Below are 19,808 nucleotides of genomic sequence, written 5' to 3' on the forward strand. Positions count from 1 at the left end.
TGAGGCTGCTAGAGTATGGCATTACTACTTTATACAACTTTTGCGCTCACTTTACTTCAACACAGTAAAAGATGTCAAATGGGTTCTATATAGCTTAGACTAGTAAATCTATCATCATATTTCTTATAGCTTCAATCAATAAGCTGTTATGCTCTTCCCAAGAAAGCCAAACAAGTTTGTAGAGAATTGCGGCACAAAGTAGTTCAATATGTTGTTAAAGATTTGTAAACTGTTAGCAGCCGAGTAGCCGCGTGTCACATCTTGTTAAGGAATTATCATGAGACAACTTGTTATTGCTGAACGCGTATGCCTGATTGGTCATATCGTGTCAAAAGCCTTTGGACTGGTAGGGATGCTACTAGTCGTACCTAATGCCGAAATACTTTTCAACTTATCGCAGGTTGGAGAAACTGCCGTACAGTTAAGTATGGCAGGTGGCGGTGTAGTTGATATCATCTTGGGGACAATAGCTGTCTCTATTTATGCTTACCGGACGCTGGGATTGGGAACTTGGCTAGCATTTATGCTGCCGGCTATGTTTATCTCCTTGGGAAGTGAACTACTGGGAACCAGTACAGGTTTTCCATTTGGTGATTATAGCTACTTAAGTGGCTTGGGTTATAAGATTGGGGGGCTAGTTCCTTTCACAATTCCTTTATCTTGGTTCTATGTTGGGCTGTCGTCTTATTTAATTGCGAGAACTGGTTTGAAAGTAGCACAAAAACCTAGTTGGGGACGCCATATTGCGGCTATAGCCGTTGGTGCTTTACTCTTCACTTGCTGGGATTTTGCCCTTGAGCCAGCGATGAGTCAAACCTCTTTGCCTTTTTGGTATTGGGAACACCCAGGAGCTTTCTTTGGCACACCTTACCAGAACTATGCAGGTTGGTTTGGCACTAGCGCCCTGTTTATGAGTGTGGCAGGATTGTTGTGGAGAAACGCTTCGATTAAATTAGAGCGATCGCAACTCAATCTACCCTTAGTCGTTTATTTAACTAACTTTGCCTTCGCCGCCGGACTAAGCTTAGCCGCTGGGTTCTCCATTCCAGTGTTGCTCGGCTTATTGTTTGGTGTAACTCCTGCTGTGGCGCTGTGGTTAAGCAGTTCAACCACACCCACTCCAGTTGCTGTTGAACCAGCAAACAAGGAAGTCTCGGTGGCAATAAACGTTAAAGTTGCCTTGAAATAAGTCTATAGATTGGGGAGTGGGGAGTGGGGAGTGCGGAAGGCAGGGGAGGCAGGGGAGGCAGGGGGAGCAGGGGAGGCAGGGCAAGAAAAACTATTGCCCCATGCCCAATGCCCACTTGCTCTGAGCGAAGCCGAAGGGATGACCAATGACCAATGACTAATGACCAATCACTAATGACTAATGACTAATGACCAATGACCAATGACCAATGACCAATGACAACGCTTTGATGGTAGAGAGCGCCATCTCTCTTTTATTGCTAATTATCCAAGTACCAGCGACGGCGATTCTGTTTTCGCGTCTGGTAAAGGGGCCTAGACGGCTTCCTCCAATAGAACCGCAACAGCCGACACTGGAGCTTTTGGGTAAGGTTAGCGTCGTCGTTCCCACGCTGAACGAGGCGCTTCGCATTAGCCCTCTGTTGGCTGGTTTAAGCCAGCAAAGCTACGAAATTCGGGAAATTATTGTTGTAGACAGCAAGTCTGTTGATGGTACACCCGACTTGGTAAAAGCGACACAACAGAAAGATCCGCGCTTTCGCGTGATGACAGATGACCCCTTACCCTCTGGTTGGGTGGGGCGTCCTTGGGCGTTGCATAACGGTTTTCTATTTAGCTCTGAGGGTAGTCAGTGGTTTCTGGGGCTGGATGCTGATATTCAACCGCATCCTGGTTTGGTTGCTGGTTTGGTAAAGACAGCCGAAGCACAGGGCTATGATCTCGTTTCCCTTTCACCCCAGTTCATTCTAAAATATCCGGGAGAGTGCTGGCTACAACCGGCTTTGTTGATGACTCTGCTTTACCGATTTGATCCTGCTGGGATCAATACAGAGCAGCCAGAACGGGTGATGGCAAATGGGCAGTGTTTTTTGTGTCGCCGCTCCGTTTTAGCTGCTGTGGGTGGCTATAGCAGTGCGAGTAGTTCTTTTTGTGATGATGTCACTTTGGCACGAAATATTGCTGCTCAAGGGTATAAAGTAGGCTTTTTAGATGGCGCAAAAGTGCTGAAAGTACGGATGTATGAAGGGGCGATGGAGACGTGGAAGGAATGGGGGCGGAGTCTCGATCTCAAAGATGCAACTTCTCGTTCGCAGTTGTGGGGAGATTTATGGTTACTCACATCTGTTCAAGGTCTACCCCTTTTAATAGTCCTCACTTTTTTGTTGATTTCTCCCCCACACCCTTACTCCCTTACTCCCCCACTTCTCTTGCTGGGACTAAATTTATTGTTGGTGGTAATTCGCTTTGCTATGCTAATTGCGATCGCACCTTCCTACGATCGCAAAAGCGCAAAAGGCAGTTGGTTATTCTGGCTTTCCCCTTTTGCCGATCCCTTAGCTGTGCTACGAATCTTCTTATCTGCGTTCCGCAACCCACGCGAGTGGCGGGGACGCAAATATAGTTAGGAGTTATAAGTTATGAGTTATGAATTTTAAACTCCTAACTCCTCACTCCTAACTCCTAACTCTTCACTCCCTATTCCTCTTCACCTCCTACTTGATCCCCACGTTCTAGTTCCCAAAGAATTTGATTTCCTTCACGGCGTACCCGTGACACTATCCAGTTTCGCCAGCGCCATTGATCTCCCCGACTGGTAACAGCGCTGGCGTGGACATCCATCAAGTCTGCTAACTCAGAACTGGTGATTAAGTAGCCTTTTTCTGAAATTTCGTCAGCTATACGCAGAGTTTCGACCAAGCTGCGGAGTTGCGAAACCCTCATTTCTGGTGGTTTTTCATCGGTTGCGGCCGCAGTTGGCCCAGTTGATGGTTCCATAACGGTTATTTCTGGTGCAGAAGTACTGATTTGTTGCGGACTTTGGTTAATTATTCGAGATTTTTTTTCATAATCAGCTACTTTTGCTACATTTAGTTCATTGGTAGAAGGTAAAGATTTATAAAAATTTGTCGGAGTTAATTGTTGTAGCGAAGGAATTTTACCACTGGCATAAGTACGAGCGATCGCATCACAACGTTCGTTACCTATGTTACCAGAATGTCCCCTGACGTGTTGCCATTTTACCTGTTGGGTATTAAGTTCATCGAGAGTTTCCAAAAGCTCTTGGTTTTGGACGGGTTTACCATCTGACTTTTTCCAGCCTTTCTGTTTCCAGCCTTTCACCCACTTGGTAACGCAGTTAATTAGGTATTCGCTATCGGTATGCAGGGTGATGGGTTGGGTTTGAAGAGAAGTTTGCAAAAATTGGAGGGCTGCGATCGCTGCTTGCATTTCCATTTTATTATTAGTGGTATGAGCAGATGCATCGCCCATTTCATGGATAGAGCCATCGCTAAAATAGACGACAACTCCCCAACCACCAGGGCCAGGGTTTCCGGTGCAAGCACCATCGGTGTATATGCTTTGGATTATGGGTTGAGTGGACATGGTTAGGGTATCGAACCGCTAAGGACGCTAAGGACGCTAAGGCAAGAGTGATTAGCTGCGAATTTTTTAAAGAACATCCAGGCTATTATACTGGTTCGCACTCCGGCAACAACTCTCCACAACAAGGCTATTGTGGTCAAAAATAGTATTTTGCTATTCGGTGGGTAACGCTTACGCTTAACCGAACCTACGAATATTCTTCAGCACTTAGGCAAAAAGGCAGTGAAAGCCTTGATTTACCGTAGGAGCAATTTATGAATTGCCCCTGAGCGCGTTTACTTTTGCGTAAGTCCTATTCTTAACCAAAATGATACAAATACGCTAGTAAGGGCTTGTCTTTGCCATACCCCTACGATAAATCTATATGTATCAAGGTTTTCGTGAATTGCTATAAACCCTTGATATTACAGACAAAACCCGCAGAGGCGGGTTGTAAACTATTAATTTTTTGTTAGCCGCACGAAAGTATGTGGGGCCGCGATTTCTAATTGCCAGGGTTACATACGTTTTAAATCTTGTAAAACTGCGGCCACTGATTGATAGCGATCGCTAAAATGATAACAAACCATTTTATCTAAAATTGCGGCTAATTTTTCACTCACTTGCACCGTTTGCCGCCACATAATATTACCTGTTTCTGCATCTGGGTGGAGGTCTTGCGGTGCTATCCCTGTTATGGCTTGAATGGCAATCATTCCTAAAGCGTAAATGTCACTGCATAAGCGCGGATGACCGGCAAATTGTTCTGGAGGTGCATAACCCCGCGTCCCAATGGCTACTGTCGCTAATTCTGTTTGCTCACTACTTGGCGGTTGCATTAATTTGACAGCACCAAAATCAATCAATACTAGCCGATTATCTTCAGCGCATCTAATAATATTAGCCGGTTTGATATCACGATGAATCACTCGATGCTGGTGAACAAATTCTAGAACTTCTAAAACTTGTTTAAGCATCTCAATCACAAATGATTCATTCTGCACATTCCGCACAGGAGGTAATTCTTCACTTAGGGTATGTCCCTCGATATATTGTTGAATCAAATAAAATTCTTGGTCATCTTCAAAATAAGCAAGTAGTTCGGGAATCTGATGATGTTTACCCAAACATTGTAATATTTCAGCTTCACTATTAAACAACCTGCGAGCAATTTGCAAAAATCGTGTATCTTGACGGGCTGGCATTAACTTTTTAACTACGCAAATTGGATTACCTGGGCGTTGAGTATCCTGTGCTAAATAAGTACGGCCAAATCCACCTGCACCGAGAACTTGAGATATTTTGTAGCGTCCACTCAAAAGCAAATCACCCGATTTTATTTCTGGTGAATCAACTGGGGGAGGAAAATCAAGAGAAGAGTCGGGAAGTGCTGTTTTATCTTCTAAGAGTATATTTAACCCTGCGATCGCTTCTTGTTGTTTTTCAACTTGCAGAATAATCGCCTGAGTTTGTCGCTGATTTTGGTAGCTAGTATAAGCAATCACACAGATACTACTAATCACCAAAGCCAGGCCAGAAGGAACTAATGGTATCCATCCAGCTTGCAAAAACAAAGCAAGGCAGATTCCTACTAACCCAAGTAGAGTTATCCCGACCACCACTAGCAACAGCAACGGATTTTGCCACCGCCATGCTATAATTCCACCTAAGAGCGACCAGCACCACACCCAAATAAGCTCCGCCCAGTCTGGCCAATACCAAATTAGAGGTCGCCCATCCAACACTGTACTAATAAGTTGACTTGCTATTTGTGCATGAATAAACAGAGCAGGCATTCTGGCTGGTTGATCTGCCAAAGCACTGTAGGGTGTATAAAAGCTATTTTGAGGGAAATTAGCTGCTGTAGTGCCAATAATTACAAGGCGATCTTTGACTAAATTGGGGTTGACTTGACCACTGAGGACTTGTGTGAGGGTTACTTGGTCGGCGAGGCTATTGGGATGACGGTAATTTAACAGTATTTGATAGCCATAAGCATCCAAATTTTGGTAACTACCGGAATTAGCTCGTAAACGCAAAAAGAGAATTTTACCTAACTGAAAATCTCCTTTATTAGTAAAATTGTATTCAATACCTTGTTTATCCAGGTAATTAATTGCTATGAGCGCACCAAATGCAAATGATGTTGTACATTTTTTGTCTGGAGAGTAAACAAATAACAAACTCCGGCGGAGAATTTGCTCGTTTTCATTGTCAGTAACTACATTGCTAAACCCAACATTATCTATAGGAAAATTTGGCGGTGGTGGAATTTCATCTTTACCCAAGGTGCTGAACAAACAGGTGCTGAAGATGTTATCTTGATTTTGTAAATTAGCCGCCAAATAGTTGTTTTCTGGTTGAAAAAGATATAAACCAACAATTCGGGGTTGATAAGACTCTATTTTTTTTAATAGCTGATTGATTCTACGATCTGATATAGTCCCTTTATCTTGTTTAAGATCCTCGTCAGTGATTTTTACGAGCAAAATCCGCCGATCGGGTGCTTCTGGTGGACGCGATCGCAACATCTGATCGTAAACTCTCAACTCCCAAGACTGCAACCATTTGAGTTCCCGAACTCCCCAAATAAAGGCGGTGACTCCTACACTGGTAACTAAAATAATTTGCAACCAGCTTTTGCTCTGGGAAATTTCACGCGAATCCTGAACTTTGACAAAGGGGACACGGAGTTTTTCTAATAGTCCACTAATCACGGCGTTGCGGCGGTAGCCTGAATTGGGTAGATGTTGCAGACACAAAAGTTAATTTTCTGACTCTAAATTAAAAGCTGATTAACCTGAGCTTCTATATTAATGTACCAATTTACTTGTTGCTTAGAGCTAATCATCCGTTTGAGATATTTGAGCATCTTCAACAGCACTGGCAATTGGGAAAGAAATAGGATTAGTAGATGGGGTTAGGGAATCTAACTGGGGTTGTTCGAGTGATGCCTCGATGCTTGAATCCGCAAAATAAGAATCAAATATTTTATCATAGTTAGAAGCAATAGCTAAAAAAGCACCACCCAAAATATAGATAGGTAATGGCAGATTAAATTCTTGCAACCAGTCAAACAGTTCTGCTAAGGCAAATAGCACAAAAAAGCAGGCAAGCCAAACCCTCATATTTTTATTACCTGGATTGAAACAATTCTATTATTAGCTTAAATTAGGTTGCATAATAGTTGATGTAGTCCATAATCATCAACTGACAACCTCTATAACTTTAGATAGATGTAGTGAGACTTATAGCATCTGCTATATTCCAATATCTACTAGAAAAATAAAAATATATTTAGCTTATGCTGTAATCGAACAGCCAAAGATTGCAGAGTTGGTTCGTGATACTCGGCAGTGCCTACAAATCACAGGTAAAACTGGCAACGATGTTAGGGGTTTTGTTTCACAGTATACATGACTTACGCAAAAACTCTCTCAAACTCTTATTACTTCGTGTCCTTTGCACGGCAGTTCCTTCAAGTCGGGAAACCGCAAGGGCGCACTGCCTCGTCCTTTGCGGTTCGTTTTTTCATAAATTTGTGTAAGTCTTATATAAACCGATGAGAAAACGGATGGACACGTCGCCGGATTTTTGAAACCTCAGGTGTCTCGGTTGAGAAATAAAATTTTCCCCTTGTTAAAGATTTAATTGATCATCTAAAAGCTCAAGAGGTTACAGATTTGCGGCAATATTTGGGCGAACACCAGCAAGTAGAAGAAAATCTGCGTCATAGTGAAGCACGCTACCGCTCACTGGCAGAAGCAAGCGCATCCATCGTTTGGAGCGCGGGGCCTTGGGGCAACGTTGTTGACGAGATTCCAACTTGGGAGGCGTTCACTGGGCAAAGTCTTGAACAATACAAAGGATGGGGTTGGGTTGAGGCACTGCACCCAGATGACCGTCCATCTGTAGCTGCTATTTGGAGACAGGCTTTTTTTGGACGCAGCGTTGCAGTTGCCGAGTATCGTGTTCTGCGGCATGACGGTGAGTATCGTTACATGAAGATCCGCGGTGTGCCTATACTCGACGAAACAGGCGAAATCGAGGAATGGGTAGGAATGTGCGTCGATATCAGCGATAGCAAGCAAGCTGAGGCAGAACGTGAGCAATTGCTGGCGCTACTGAAAACAGAACAGACTCGCTTGGTTGAAGCTAATGTTCTGCTTGATACCCTCTTCAATAACGCGCCTATAGGTATTGGTCTATGGGATGAGAAATTGAGATACGTTAGGTTGAATGACGCTTTAGCTGAAATGAACGGTTTTTCCCAAGAGGTGCATATCGGTAAGACCGTTGTCCAAGTGCTACCTGGGGTAGATTCTACGGTCATGGAAGCTTTCCACCATGTAATCGAAACGGGAGAATATATTGCTCAAGAGTCCAGTGGAGAGACACCCGCCGCGCCTGGAAAGCTGCGGCAGTGGTCGGTAAATTACTATCCGATTAAACTACCAGATAATATTACTTGGGTGGGCGCAATCTGCGAAGAAATCACCGCTCGCAAGCAAGCAGAAGTCGAGCGTCAACAGCTATTTGAGCGGGAGCAAGCGGCTCGGTTTGAGGCTGAAGCTGCCAAAGAGCAAGTTACCAAGATTTTAGAAAGTATCACTGACGGCTTTGTTGCATTTGACAGTGAGTGGCGCTTCACCTACGTCAACGAGCAGGGAAGCAGAAATCTGGGGCGTTCCTGCGAGGATTTGCTCGGAAAAAATTTGTGGTCAGAGTTTCCAGAACTGGCTGATACTAGCTTTGGTCAGCTTTATCAAAGAGCAGTTGCTTTAGGAATGCCCCTTGAGCTTGAAGATTATTACCCACCCTTTGATGCATGGTTTGCGGTTCGCGCCTATCCTTCATCTACAGGCTTATCAGTTTATTTCCGTAACATTAATATACGCAAACAGGCAGAGGCAAAACTGCGTGAGAGTGAGGCGTGTTTTCGGCTGCTGGCTGAGAATTCAACTGATATTATTTCACGCCACAGAGTAGATGGAACTCTTGTGTACATTTCACCAGCTTGCTACACAGTATTGGGATATCAACCAGAAGAACTAGTAGGTCATCCCAGCCAGGAGTTAGTTCACCCTGACGATTTGGCAGAGATTGCCAAGAATTATCCAGTCAATGCCGATTTACCAGATATTTATACTATTACTCACCGTGGTCGTCATAAACACGGACATTATATTTGGTTAGAAACAACTATTCGAGCTATCCGCGATCGCCAAACTAAAGAAATTTTAGAGATCCAAGCCTCTTCGCGGGATATTACAGAGCGTAAGCAGGTAGAGTCGGAGCAGCGTTTTCTAGCTTCAGCTAGTGGGATTTTGGCTGCATCATTAGACTACGAGACAACCTTAGCTAGTTTAGCACGTTTGGTAGTGCCTGAAATAGCTGATTGGTGCTTAGTTGATATTATTTGTGACAATCAATTAGTCCGCCGGGTTGCAGCAGCCCATGCCGATCCAAAAAAACAAGAATTGGTAGAACAGTTACAAAATTATCCGCCTGATTTGACACTGAAAAAAGGTATTGCTGAGGTAATACGGACAGGTAGATATAAAATTACTGATTTTATTTCTGATGAACAGATACAAGCGATAAGCCAAAACGCCAGTCATCTAAAAATTTTGCAAGAATTAAATCCGACATCTGGCATTAGTGTACCGCTCATAGTTCGGGGACGGGTGCTGGGAGCTATGACTTTGGTATCTTCTTCAGGTCGTTGCTACCCTACCAATAGCCTAATGTTAGCCCAGGAGTTAGCTCGCCGTGCTGCCGTAGCCGTTGATAATGCTCGACTCTATACAGAAACCCAGCAATCTCAACAGGCGGCTTTACAGGCAGCATCTCGCACTGCGCGTCTGCAAGCCATTACCGCCGCACTTTCAGAATCTCTGACTCCGGCACAGGTTGCTGAAGTAATTGTAGAGCAAGGTATGGCAGCTTTGGGAGCTAGTTCTGCTTTAGTCGCACTAGTGACTAAAAGCGGCACTGAACTAGAAATTGTCCGTGCAGTAGGTTATGAACAGGAAACTGTCGATTCATGGCGTCGATTCTCTATTTATACATCCGTACCACTGGCAGAAGCAGTACAAACCAAACAGCCCATCTGGCAAGAGCCAACAACAACAAGGGTTTCTCGTTACCCACATCTAGCTCAGGAGTATGCACGGTATAATTACAGAGCTTGGATTTCGATTCCATTGATCGTTGAGGGACGAGCCATAGGTGGAATGTCTCTAGCTTTTGGTGAAATTCAGCAGTTTAATCAAGATGACCAATCCTTCATCCTAGCACTAGCACAGCAGTGCGCTCAAGCGATGGAACGGTCCCGCCTATACGAGGCAGAGCAAACGGCACGGGAAGCAGCAGAAAACGCTAACCGGATTAAAGACGAGTTTCTAGCAGTCCTTTCTCATGAATTGCGATCGCCACTCAACCCGATTTTAGGATGGTCTAAGCTACTCCAAACCAAAAAACTTGATGAAAAGACAATCCCTCAAGCGCTGAAGACTATTGAGCGAAATGCTAGGTTACAAGCTCAACTAATTGAAGATTTGCTGGATATCTCCCGAATTTTACAAGGTAAACTTAGCTTAAATATCTACCCAGTTGATTTGGCATCTGTGATTTTAGCAGCAATGGAAACAGTGCGGCTCTCAGCCGAAGCGAAGTCAATTGAGATGCACATCCACCTAGAACCACATTTGGGGCAAGTTTTAGGTGATTCTGGTCGATTGCAGCAAATCGTTTGGAACCTGCTCTCAAACGCAGTTAAGTTTACACCTGCTCTGGGACGGGTTGATATTCGATTGGAACAAGTAGGGAGTGGGGAGTGGGAAGTAGAGGGTAAAGAAATACCAAACCACTCCCCGGTTTCCGCTCAAATTATCGTCAGCGACACTGGGAAGGGCATCGATCCCAATTTTCTGCCTTACGTGTTTGAATATTTTCGCCAAGAGAACAGCAGCACCACCAGAAAATTTGGTGGATTGGGATTAGGGTTAGCGATCGTCCGTCACTTAGTCGAACTGCATGGCGGGACAGTGCAGGTAGAAAGCAGAGGCGAGGATCAGGGGGCAACTTTTACCGTGAGACTCCCGTTAATCCAAAATCAATCAGAGATTAAACAAGACATTAGCGACTCAGAGACATCCTCAAATTTAAATGGTGTCAATATTTTAGTAGTGGATGATGATGCAGATACGCGAGAATTTATTGCCTTCTTACTAGAGCAGTATGGGGCAAATGTGACAGCAGTGACATCAGCAAATGAGGCACTAGCCGCTTTAAGCCAATCTCTGCCAGATATACTTTTAAGCGATATTGGGATGCCAGAAGTGGATGGATGTATGTTCATGCGACAGTTGAGAACACTACCAGCAGAACAAGGAGGGCAAATTCGAGCGATCGCACTTACCGCCTATGCTGGAGAAATGAACGCCAAACAGGTACTTGCAGCCGGATTTCACAAGCATCTAGCAAAACCAATAGAACCAGCCGAATTAATAGATGCGATCGCTAACTTAATAGCTGATTAAACTCAACGACTCCCTCACGAGAGCCGTTGCCCGATCGTGATAAACCTGCCTCTACCGATCGCTTATAGAGGTTAAAATGGACGACTACCTGCAAGGCTAACCCGTTTCAATACCCTTCGCTGATTCGGATCAAATGCTTGACGGTAGTGTAAGGTAGCTTGATTATCCCAGTAGACAATATCACCTATAGACCATTTATGTTGGTAGTAGAATTTGGGTTGATTTAAATGCTTACGTAACTGTTCAACCAATTTAGATCCTTCTTCCGGCTCTAATCCGACAACTTCCACTTCTGTAGCGGCCAATGCACAGGCTCTTACCCCTCCTGTCCTCACCAACTGTCCTCTGCCTTTCTTAGGTCAATACTGGTCTAGATTTTGAGCAGTAGCATCTTCTAAATTATCTAGTTTGTCAGAATTTTTCGTTGATCTGGAAGATTTGGCATAGAACCCACCTACCTCTGCCAAAGTATAGAGGGGTCTGGCTTTAACTTCTTCATAGATGCGCCCTATATATTCGCCTAAGATGCCAACACTGACTAACTGCACAGATCCCAGAAAGAAGATTGCCATCAAAATAATCGTAAACCCGGTTAAAGGCGAATGGGGGACAAAAAGCCGCCAATACAAAACTAATAAAGCCATAAAGATGGCCGCCGTCGCCGCTACTAACCCTAAGTAGGTTGATAACCGCAGTGGCACTATTGAAAAGGATACTAGACCATTAATCGCCAGCGCCAAAGATTTGCTGAAAGTGTATTTAACTTCCCCAGCAAAGCGGGGGTTGCGCTCGAACCGAATTGCTGTTTGTTCAAAGCCAACCCAAGAACGCAGACCACGGATATAGCGGGTGCGTTCTGGCATAGAATTGAGAATATCGACGATCTGCCGATCCATTAAACAAAAATCACCAGTATCAGTAGGAATCTCTACATCTGCAAGCTTTTTGAGGATGCGATAAAAGAAGTAGGCAGTAAAACGCTTAAACCATCTTTCCTTGAGGCGTTGAGTGCGTTGAGCGTAGACGACTTGATAGCCTTGTCGCCATTTTTCAATCATGTCGGGGATTAGTTCTGGTGGATCTTGTAAGTCAGCATCAAGGATGATGATAACTTGACCCCGGACAAAATTCAGACCAGCCGTAACTGCAATTTGATGACCAAAGTTACGAGCAAAGCTTAGATAGCAAATGCGCGGGTCTTTTTGATGGAGTTCTCGTAGTAGTTCTAGGGAGCGATCGCGGCTACCATCATTGATTAAAATTAATTCGACAACACCATCGAGCCGATTTATTACTGCACTCAGTCTGCGGTATAGTTCCGGAATAATTTCTTCTTCGTTATAAATTGGAACAATCAATGAATACTTTGGTAGCATCTAAGAATCTCGTTTAATTTTGAACAGCCTAAGCTGATAGACTGCTTGCGATCGTAAAGGTTTGGTTCTTAGTATACCTAGCAAGATTCAAGTCCTATCCCGATAATTTATTTGTTCTTTGGATTTATGTAATCTGAATCTGATTCTTTAAGGCTTTCTACAGCTTTTTTGGGAAAATTCCGACGATGACGATACCAAGTAGACCCTCCTACCAGGGTTCCAGTTAAGCCCAAGGCGAGTAGTAGCGGCAAGAAATCGCCTGTTTTGACTACCTTTAAACCAGAACTACCCAGTAGTACAAAAGGTAATACACTAGGAACAGTCCCAAGTGTTGTACCTACAACATAATCTTTAAAACTGATCGATGTCAGTCCAGCCACAAAGTTTACCAAACCATAGGGCATAATTGGTACTAGTCGGATGGCAAACATATAAAAAAGCCCTCCACGCCGTACCTCAGCATCCATTGCTTGCCAGCGTCCTGCTAGTCGTTTGGCAACTGTTTTCCGTCCGATAGTCCGAGTAAAAATAAAGGCAATTATTGCCGCAATGACTGCTGCAACACTAGTCCAGAAAGTACCCAGCCAAGGCCCAAAAATTGCACCTCCAGTCAAATTTAGCACTGTTGAGGGCAAAACTAACATAGTTGCCACAACGTACAAAGCAACATAAATAACAGGTGCCCAGATACCAGAAGATTTTAGCAAAGCTTGAATTTGTGCTGGTTCAATGCCGCCAAGCAGATACACTGCTATACCAGTTGCAATGATACAACTCAGTGTGAGTACTAAAATACCAGCTTTCAAGTTCCCCACTAGAATACTCCTGCTTTTTTTGTAACACAATTCATCTTTGGCAAATTTCCCTTTTAATTAATTCTTGAAAACCTTGGTTTTGGAAAGTGAGGTGTACCCGTAGCGAAAAGGGGGGTTAGAAACCGCATCTACACAAACAAAACCCACCTCCGTGGGTTTCAAACCCTTAATTTGACATGGCAATTTTATATTTGGGATTTGGGATTTGGGATTAAGCAAAAACACCAAAGGTAAAATCAAAAGCTTGATCCTTCTAGATTTATCTTTGTGAACAATCTAAAATCTAAAATCCCAAATCCAAAATTAAATGAGGGAGTAGCAAATGGTGAAACTAATATTACCCGATCATCTCATTGCTGATATTCAGCCACACCTACCATCTGATATAGATGTTGTGGAGGTGGATAGTGAAGGTAATTTTGATGGTGATGCTAGTGATGCAGAAATTTATGTCAACGGATTTTACTTGAAAACCTCTACCCATGACAAAGTATTGACAGCAGCACCCAAGCTGCGTTGGCAACAGTCACCGAGTGCTGGCGTTAATCACATCCTCACACCAACTTTTTTGCAAAAGGACATTATCCTCACTAATGGCGCAGGGGTTCATGCGATTCCAATTTCGGAATTTGTACTGGCATTCATGCTATATCACGCCAAGAATCTGGGGAAATTGCAAACTTTGCAGAATGAACATACTTGGGTAAGAGGATTGTTTCTCGAAGAGTTGGCAGATGCGAATTTGTTAATTCTCGGCACTGGGAATATAGGTAAAGCGATCGCATCTCGTGCCAAAGCGTTTGGAGTCACAGTTTGGGGTAGTCGCCGCCATCCCGAACCCCTACCAAATTTTGATAAAGTTGTGGGTGCCAATCAGTGGCGATCGCTCCTCCCAGCAGCAGATTATGTAGTTATTGCTACACCATTAACTCCAGAAACTAAAGGCTTGATCGATGCAGCTGCATTGCGCTCTATGCGTCAGTCTGCTTACTTAATTAACATCGCTCGTGGTGCGATCGTAGATGAAGCCGCATTACTCACCGCACTTCGTGAGGGATGGATTGCGGGTGCTGGATTAGATACAGTAGCTACAGAACCTCTGCCGCCGGAAAGTCCCTTGTGGACGTTGCCAAACGCCTTTATCACGCCCCATTGTTCAGCCCTTTCGCCACGCCTCAAAGAGCGCATAGCACAACTATTTATCGACAACCTCAAACGCTACCAAACCGGTCAGCCCTTGCGAAATGTCGTAGACAAGCAAGCAGGATACTAAAATATGGGGAATAGAGAATTGTGAATTGGGAAAAACAAAATAATATTGGGAATTTAACATCATCCGCAAATAGAAGGACTACAATCAAAACGGACAAATGTTTCATGCTCCAACAGAAGAGGATTACAAAGCTATGTCCGATTTAAATCGCGGAATTATGAAATTTGAGGGTGCAGATTCCCCAAAAGTAGTCACTATCTCTACCGTGTTACTTCTGGGTTCGATCGCTGCTCTGATAATCTGGGCGCTGCAAGCTGCCTATGCGCTAAACTAAAACCATTAGTAGCTGAGAAGGACACTTGTCTTAAACGGTTGCCGTCGTAACCAAGTGTCCACTCAGCAACTAGTAAATAAAAACGCCCTAATTCCCATCAAAAATTTAGAAAAACTTTAGATTTTAGATTTAAGGTTTTAGATGGAAAATTTAAATCTAAAGTCCAAAATCACGAATGTTTGAACCTTGGGGTGTCTTAGTTATTTTAATTGCCTGCCCCCTCTTGGGCGGATTACCCCTAATTGGATGGATCACTTACGCGCTAACTGGCAAGCAATTATCACAAGTTGGTACAAGAAACATTAGTGTATCAGCTGCCTTTTATCATGGCGGTAAGTTTGTCGGAATTCTGGCAGTCTTGTCAGAAGCTTTTAAAGGAGTTGCGGCAGTCTTACTCAGCCGCCTTTTTTTACCGGAAGGATCGTTTTGGGAATTGATCGCCCTGATTGCTCTAGTAATAGGTAGATACTGGATAGGTAGAGGGGCAGGTACGACAAATGTTGTCTGGGGATTTGTCGTACATGATCCTCTTGTGGCAATATTTGTATCCTTCTTTGCAGGAATTACCTTTACAATTCTGCAATCGAGAAAGGTAGTAAAATTTGGGGTTTTGCTTCTTTTTCCTGTGTTTGTGGCACTTCTGCACATTAGCGATTTCCCCAGAATGCTTGCTGCTGTCGCTTTAGCTGCTTTAATGGGCTTGATTTATACTAAAATTCCTGATGATATGAATCTGCCAGCCCAAGAGGCACAAACAGAATCTCTTGCGATGTTGGAATTTTTCCGCGGCGATGTCTACGACGGGCTACGCCAACGCGCGATGGTTTCTTTAGATGAAGAGTTGGATGCTGCCATTGTCGGAGAAAAGGCGGCTACATTATCTCAAATTAAGCGTTGGGGTTATTCAGTCCCTAAGGGATGGGTACTCGCCCCAATCGACGATCCCCAAGGGTTGACAGAATTTCTTCAGCCATCAGAATTATCTCCCTTGGTAGTGCGTTCTTCTGCCATTGGAGAAGATTCATTTCAAGCTTCTGCGGCTGGACAGTATGAAACAGTTTTAAATGTTACCAGCCCAGAGGCATTAGAATCAGCGATCGCTCAAGTTAAAGCTTCCTACAATCATCCATCTGCCGTGCAATATCGGCGCGATCGCGGCTTAAATGATACAGCAATGGCTGTGTTAATTCAACAACAAGTCCAGAGTGTATATTCTGGTGTAGCTTTCAGCCGCGATCCCATTACCCAGCAAGGTGATGCAATCATTATTGAAGCCCTCCCAGGTAGCCCGACGCAAGTCGTTTCGGGAAAAGTCACCCCAGAACAATATCGTGCTTTTGTCATTGAAACAGAAAATTCCTCCTCTGTGCAACTAGAGGGTCAAGGACGAGTCCCCCAAGCATTAATTAAGCAAGTTGCATACTTAGCTTATCGACTCGAAAAACGTTATCATGGCACTCCTCAAGATATGGAATGGAGTTACGACGGTCAAACACTCTGGGTGTTGCAATCTCGACCGATCACCACTCTACTACCAATCTGGACACGCAAAATCGCCGCCGAAGTGATTCCTGGAGTAATTCACCCCTTAACATGGTCGATTAATCGCCCTTTAACTTGTGGAGTTTGGGGAGAATTTTTTACTCTAGTTTTAGCCGATCGCGCTTTTGGGTTAGATTTTACTGAAACAGCAACTCTGCATTATTCGAGAGCCTACTTTAATGCATCCCTCTTAGGAGATATTTTTCTCCGCATGGGATTGCCGCCGGAAAGTTTGGAATTTTTAACTAGAGGAGCTAAATTAAGTAAACCATCCTTGCAGTCAACTTTGCAGAATTTGCCAGGACTAGGAAAGTTGCTGAGGCGGGAATTAAGTTTAGAAAAAGACTTCAAGCAGGATTATCACAAACGGTTCATTCCTGGTTTGTCGCAGTTGGCACAAGAAGATATAGATAACTGGGAACCAGCCAAGCTGCTAATAAGAATTGACTTTATTTTAGAGTTGCTGCGTCATGGAACATATTATAGTATCTTAGCTCCCTTGAGTGCTGCCCTCCGGCAGGGGATTTTTCGGGTAAAGGATGGGCAAATTGATAATAGCATTACTCCAGAGGTAGCGGCATTGCGATCGCTCAGTGCAATAGCAACAGATGCTAAACAAGTATTGCTTGAGTTTGAACCACAACAAGTATTTAAGCAATTAAAGCAAACCCCAGAGGGAGAAAAGATCCTGCGAGAATTTGACGAATTACTTCAGGATTACGGCTATTTAAGTGAAGTAGGAACAGATATTTCCGTTCCTACTTGGCGGGAAAATCCCCAGATGATTAAGCAGATGTTTGTACAGTTAATGCAGGGTAACGAACCACAATCAGGCGCTAAAGACGCAATTAATAGCATTTTTGCTGGTAAGCGCAAACGTGGATTTGTGCAACGGCGTGTGGATATCAAGGGACGAGTTACCGAAGTTTATTCGCGGCTTTTAGCTGAATTGCGGTGGAGTTTTGTAGCTTTAGAGAAGATTTGGTTAAAGTCCGGCTTACTTAAGAAAACAGGAGATATCTTTTTTCTAGAGTTTGATGAAGTCCGGCGTTTAATTGTGGGTGACGATTCTAGGTTAATTCAAGAGTTAGATGAGTTAGTGGAATCGAGGCGATCGCAATTTGCCCAAGATAGTGAGATCATTCAAGTACCCCTTTTAGTTTACGGCAATACACCCCCTCACCCCTTAGCTCCCTCTGCACTCTACTCTGACCAAATATTACAAGGGATTGGAGCCAGCCAGGGACAAGCTGAAGGTAGGGTAAAAGTGTTGCGAAATTTACAAGACGTGCCGGAAATTGATCGAGATACGATTCTGGTAGTACCTTACACAGATTCCGGCTGGGCACCTTTATTATTAAGGGCTGGAGGATTAATTGCCGAAGCTGGTGGACGGCTTTCTCACGGTGCGATCGTTGCTCGTGAGTATGGAATTCCCGCAGTCATGGATGTTCATGGCGCTACATGGCTACTGCAAGATGGTCAACGGGTAAGGATTGATGGCTCTAGGGGTATTGTGGAATTATCTAACGATTTAAGACCCCAATGATTACCACTTCTCTGAAAAACTTGCCAGAAGAATCAGTTTCTCACAATGCCGAAATCAAGAAAAAGCCACCAGTTCCACAAGCGGGGTCACAAATGCGTTGTCCTAGCTGGGGTTGCATGACTTCGACAATGGCTTGAATTAATGCCCTTGGGGTAAAATACTGACCTGCACCACCCTTAACATCTTCGGCGTTCTTTTGTAAAAGTCCTTTGTAAATTTCCCCTTTGATATCAATATCTAAACCAATCCAGGTTTCTGAATTGATCAGTTCCACCAGTCGTTTTAATTTAGCTGGATCTTGAATTTTATTTTGGGATTTACGGAAGATAACCCCCAGCAATCCTTTTTCTTTCCCCAGAGTTTCTAAGGTGTGGCGATACTGGATTTCTAAAGCATCTCCATCAAGAGATCGCAAAGCCTCCCAGCTATATTCAGTGGGAATAGTGGAACGTTTACCCAATGGTGGGGGGAGTTGGTTTTGTTCTTCGACCATCTTTAGGAACAGCAAATAGGTAAGCTGTTCTACATAGTCATTGTAGCTAACGCCATCATCACGGAGGACGTTGCAATAATTCCAGAGTTTTTGGACGATGGTCGAAGATTCGTTTGCCATTTAATTAAATCTGTAGATAGGGTTTAACTGTCATTCGCTATGAGTAACAGTTGAGTCAAGAGGAGGAATTTGCTCGGCGGTCAATGTCATAACTTGACCATCTTGCCAAATGCTAATAGATTCTCCTAAACGGCGGTGTCTTTCGATAGCTTTAGCAACAGCAGCTTTAACACCTGCATCAATTTTTTGATGGATTTCTGTTAGAGAAATTTGCGCTTTATTCCCTGGTTGTAATTCGATTCCAGATTGGGGGTTCATAGATAATTGCTTCCTGATTGATATTTGATGCAGCCACTAATAGAGGTTCAGACCCAGAGTTATCATAGATGATCCAAGTATCACACACAGGTAAATACAAGTTAATTAGGTTGCTGCGCCCCCGTTCGTAGCGACGGCGAATAGTATCTTCTGGGATATTGTGACCGCCACTTTCTACACGTCTCTTGACCCGTGCGATCGCTAATTCGGGACTTTGTAACGAAAAATAAATTAAGTTGATAATATAACCTTTAATTTTACATTCTCTCAAGAATCTGGCAAAGTTACGAGCCGATAAAGTTGTTTCAAATGCAAAATCAGCTTCAGCATTCACCAGAGTTTCTAGTCTTTCTAACATTAAGCGTCCGGCTTGAATGGCTACGGATTCCGGGTTAAAAGGAGAAAGTCCGGCTGCTATTTCATCGGCGTTGACGTATTCAAATACTTCTAGGAAGTAGGGGAGGATTTGCAGGGCGGCGGTAGTTTTACCAGAACCGTTTGCACCGCCGATAATGTATAGGTTGGGCATTAATCTAATGGTAATGCTAATTGTGTGGATGATTTAGGCTGAGATTTGGTCTTTTTCTTGGTTTTGGTTGTTACCTGTTTAGCTTTTTCTGCTTGGATGCGTTCTAGGAGTTTTTCGGCGGGTTCGTCGTTGGGGTCTTGGGGGAGAAGTTGACCTGTAAAGCCTTGTTTTAAGATGCTTTGGCGGAGCTTTTCAGCACGTTTGATGTTGGTGTCTATGGTTTTTTCGAGTTGGTCGATTATTGATAAACAGCGTTCAACTTCGGTAACAATTTGCTGTTGTTCAATAAATGAAGGTAAAGGAACTAAAATATTTTTTACTATACCTGTATTTAAATTGGGTTGTGCTGCACCTTGATTAATTGACCTTAATTTTTTTGTAATACTTGAAAGAAAATAGTATAAATACAGTTTTAGGGGATAGTCAATGTGTAGTAAAGCTACAGAACCGTCATTAATACATCCTCAAATTTTTACTATTTTA

General features: G+C 43.6%; 17 protein-coding genes. 7 read left to right on the top strand and 10 right to left on the bottom strand.

The annotated features are described in order from the left end of the window. Positions 1–277: 277 nt before the first annotated feature. Genes cruF through cruG form a run of 3 tightly spaced genes read left to right on the top strand, consistent with a single transcriptional unit; the run spans position 278 to position 2,594 of the window. On the top strand, positions 278–1,189 hold the full coding sequence (gene cruF, locus V7K32_RS26705; RefSeq protein WP_334997640.1) for a gamma-carotene 1'-hydroxylase CruF: 912 nt from the start codon (positions 278–280) through the stop codon (positions 1,187–1,189). Positions 1,190–1,219: 30 nt separating this feature from the next. Continuing rightward, entirely contained in the window at positions 1,220–1,345 is a 126-nt protein-coding gene (locus V7K32_RS26710) for a hypothetical protein (RefSeq protein ID WP_334997642.1), read from the top strand. Between the two features lie 52 nt (positions 1,346–1,397). After that, on the top strand, positions 1,398–2,594 hold the full coding sequence (gene cruG, locus V7K32_RS26715; protein ID WP_334997644.1) for a 2'-O-glycosyltransferase CruG: 1,197 nt from the start codon (positions 1,398–1,400) through the stop codon (positions 2,592–2,594). A gap of 70 nt (positions 2,595–2,664) precedes the next feature. Here the strand turns inward: cruG and rnhA are convergent, their stop codons facing one another. The 3 genes from rnhA to V7K32_RS26730 all read right to left on the bottom strand — a co-directional run bounded on the left by rnhA (position 2,665) and on the right by V7K32_RS26730 (position 6,680). Continuing rightward, the gene (gene rnhA, locus V7K32_RS26720) at positions 2,665–3,573 is read right to left on the bottom strand and encodes a ribonuclease HI (protein WP_334997646.1); all 909 of its coding nucleotides are present in this window, start codon (positions 3,571–3,573) and stop codon (positions 2,665–2,667) included. 497 nt (positions 3,574–4,070) lie between these two features. Then, positions 4,071–6,269 (bottom strand): CHASE2 domain-containing protein, encoded by a 2,199-nt coding sequence (locus V7K32_RS26725; protein WP_334997928.1) that lies wholly within the window; start codon positions 6,267–6,269, stop codon positions 4,071–4,073. A 126-nt stretch (positions 6,270–6,395) separates the two neighbouring features. Then, complete coding sequence (locus V7K32_RS26730) at positions 6,396–6,680, bottom strand: hypothetical protein (RefSeq protein ID WP_334997648.1); 285 nt, start codon at positions 6,678–6,680, stop codon at positions 6,396–6,398. 555 nt (positions 6,681–7,235) lie between these two features. On the opposite strand from V7K32_RS26730, the gene V7K32_RS26735 reads away from it, so the two are divergent. Then, positions 7,236–11,096, top strand: a complete 3,861-nt coding sequence (locus V7K32_RS26735) for a hybrid sensor histidine kinase/response regulator (RefSeq protein WP_334997650.1) — start codon at positions 7,236–7,238, stop codon at positions 11,094–11,096. Between the two features lie 71 nt (positions 11,097–11,167). Here V7K32_RS26735 and V7K32_RS26740 read toward each other — a convergent pair whose 3' ends face one another. The 3 genes from V7K32_RS26740 to V7K32_RS26750 all read right to left on the bottom strand — a co-directional run bounded on the left by V7K32_RS26740 (position 11,168) and on the right by V7K32_RS26750 (position 13,287). Next, on the bottom strand, positions 11,168–11,401 hold the full coding sequence (locus tag V7K32_RS26740; protein WP_334997652.1) for a TauD/TfdA dioxygenase family protein: 234 nt from the start codon (positions 11,399–11,401) through the stop codon (positions 11,168–11,170). A gap of 54 nt (positions 11,402–11,455) precedes the next feature. Further along, the gene (locus V7K32_RS26745; RefSeq protein ID WP_334997654.1) at positions 11,456–12,472 is read right to left on the bottom strand and encodes a glycosyltransferase family 2 protein; all 1,017 of its coding nucleotides are present in this window, start codon (positions 12,470–12,472) and stop codon (positions 11,456–11,458) included. A 107-nt stretch (positions 12,473–12,579) separates the two neighbouring features. Further along, positions 12,580–13,287 (bottom strand): TVP38/TMEM64 family protein, encoded by a 708-nt coding sequence (locus V7K32_RS26750; RefSeq protein ID WP_334997656.1) that lies wholly within the window; start codon positions 13,285–13,287, stop codon positions 12,580–12,582. A gap of 322 nt (positions 13,288–13,609) precedes the next feature. Here V7K32_RS26750 and V7K32_RS26755 point away from each other — a divergent pair, with 322 nt between their 5' ends. The 3 genes from V7K32_RS26755 to V7K32_RS26765 all read left to right on the top strand — a co-directional run bounded on the left by V7K32_RS26755 (position 13,610) and on the right by V7K32_RS26765 (position 17,925). After that, the gene (locus tag V7K32_RS26755; protein WP_334997658.1) at positions 13,610–14,560 is read left to right on the top strand and encodes a D-2-hydroxyacid dehydrogenase; all 951 of its coding nucleotides are present in this window, start codon (positions 13,610–13,612) and stop codon (positions 14,558–14,560) included. Positions 14,561–14,657: 97 nt separating this feature from the next. After that, on the top strand, positions 14,658–14,834 hold the full coding sequence (locus tag V7K32_RS26760; RefSeq protein ID WP_334997956.1) for a hypothetical protein: 177 nt from the start codon (positions 14,658–14,660) through the stop codon (positions 14,832–14,834). 175 nt (positions 14,835–15,009) lie between these two features. Then, entirely contained in the window at positions 15,010–17,925 is a 2,916-nt protein-coding gene (locus V7K32_RS26765; RefSeq protein ID WP_334997660.1) for a glycerol-3-phosphate acyltransferase, read from the top strand. Positions 17,926–17,965: 40 nt separating this feature from the next. On the opposite strand, the gene V7K32_RS26770 is transcribed toward V7K32_RS26765, so the two are convergent. The 4 genes from V7K32_RS26770 to V7K32_RS26785 are packed head-to-tail and all read right to left on the bottom strand — an operon-like array spanning position 17,966 to position 19,783. Then, on the bottom strand, positions 17,966–18,538 hold the full coding sequence (locus tag V7K32_RS26770; protein ID WP_334997662.1) for a type I restriction-modification system subunit M: 573 nt from the start codon (positions 18,536–18,538) through the stop codon (positions 17,966–17,968). Between the two features lie 30 nt (positions 18,539–18,568). Beyond that, positions 18,569–18,796 carry a hypothetical protein gene (locus V7K32_RS26775; protein ID WP_334997663.1) on the bottom strand — a complete coding sequence of 76 codons (228 nt, stop codon included), beginning with the start codon at positions 18,794–18,796 and terminating at the stop codon, positions 18,569–18,571. Continuing rightward, the gene (locus V7K32_RS26780; protein WP_334997665.1) at positions 18,756–19,325 is read right to left on the bottom strand and encodes a zeta toxin family protein; all 570 of its coding nucleotides are present in this window, start codon (positions 19,323–19,325) and stop codon (positions 18,756–18,758) included. The genes V7K32_RS26775 and V7K32_RS26780 overlap by 41 nt, the downstream gene beginning before the upstream one ends. Then, positions 19,325–19,783: a restriction endonuclease subunit S gene (locus V7K32_RS26785; protein WP_334997930.1), complete on the bottom strand. Its 459-nt coding sequence runs from the start codon at positions 19,781–19,783 to the stop codon at positions 19,325–19,327. The genes V7K32_RS26780 and V7K32_RS26785 overlap by 1 nt, the downstream gene beginning before the upstream one ends. Positions 19,784–19,808 lie beyond the last annotated feature (25 nt).

This window comes from Nostoc sp. (assembly GCF_036917635.1).
GTDB lineage: Bacteria > Cyanobacteriota > Cyanobacteriia > Cyanobacteriales > Nostocaceae > Nostoc.

Bases quoted from the DNA above. Each gene is read 5' to 3' on its own strand.
- V7K32_RS26755 (WP_334997658.1), top strand. From the start codon at position 13,610: ATGGTGAAACTAATATTACCCGATCATCTCATTGCTGATATTCAGCCA.
- V7K32_RS26780 (WP_334997665.1), bottom strand. From the start codon at position 19,325: ATGCCCAACCTATACATTATCGGCGGTGCAAACGGTTCTGGTAAAACT.
- V7K32_RS26745 (WP_334997654.1), bottom strand. From the start codon at position 12,472: ATGCTACCAAAGTATTCATTGATTGTTCCAATTTATAACGAAGAAGAA.
- cruF (WP_334997640.1), top strand. From the start codon at position 278: ATGAGACAACTTGTTATTGCTGAACGCGTATGCCTGATTGGTCATATC.
- rnhA (WP_334997646.1), bottom strand. From the start codon at position 3,573: ATGTCCACTCAACCCATAATCCAAAGCATATACACCGATGGTGCTTGC.
- V7K32_RS26730 (WP_334997648.1), bottom strand. From the start codon at position 6,680: ATGAGGGTTTGGCTTGCCTGCTTTTTTGTGCTATTTGCCTTAGCAGAA.
- V7K32_RS26770 (WP_334997662.1), bottom strand. From the start codon at position 18,538: ATGGCAAACGAATCTTCGACCATCGTCCAAAAACTCTGGAATTATTGC.
- V7K32_RS26765 (WP_334997660.1), top strand. From the start codon at position 15,010: ATGTTTGAACCTTGGGGTGTCTTAGTTATTTTAATTGCCTGCCCCCTC.
- V7K32_RS26760 (WP_334997956.1), top strand. From the start codon at position 14,658: ATGTTTCATGCTCCAACAGAAGAGGATTACAAAGCTATGTCCGATTTA.
- cruG (WP_334997644.1), top strand. From the start codon at position 1,398: ATGACCAATGACAACGCTTTGATGGTAGAGAGCGCCATCTCTCTTTTA.
- V7K32_RS26775 (WP_334997663.1), bottom strand. From the start codon at position 18,796: ATGAACCCCCAATCTGGAATCGAATTACAACCAGGGAATAAAGCGCAA.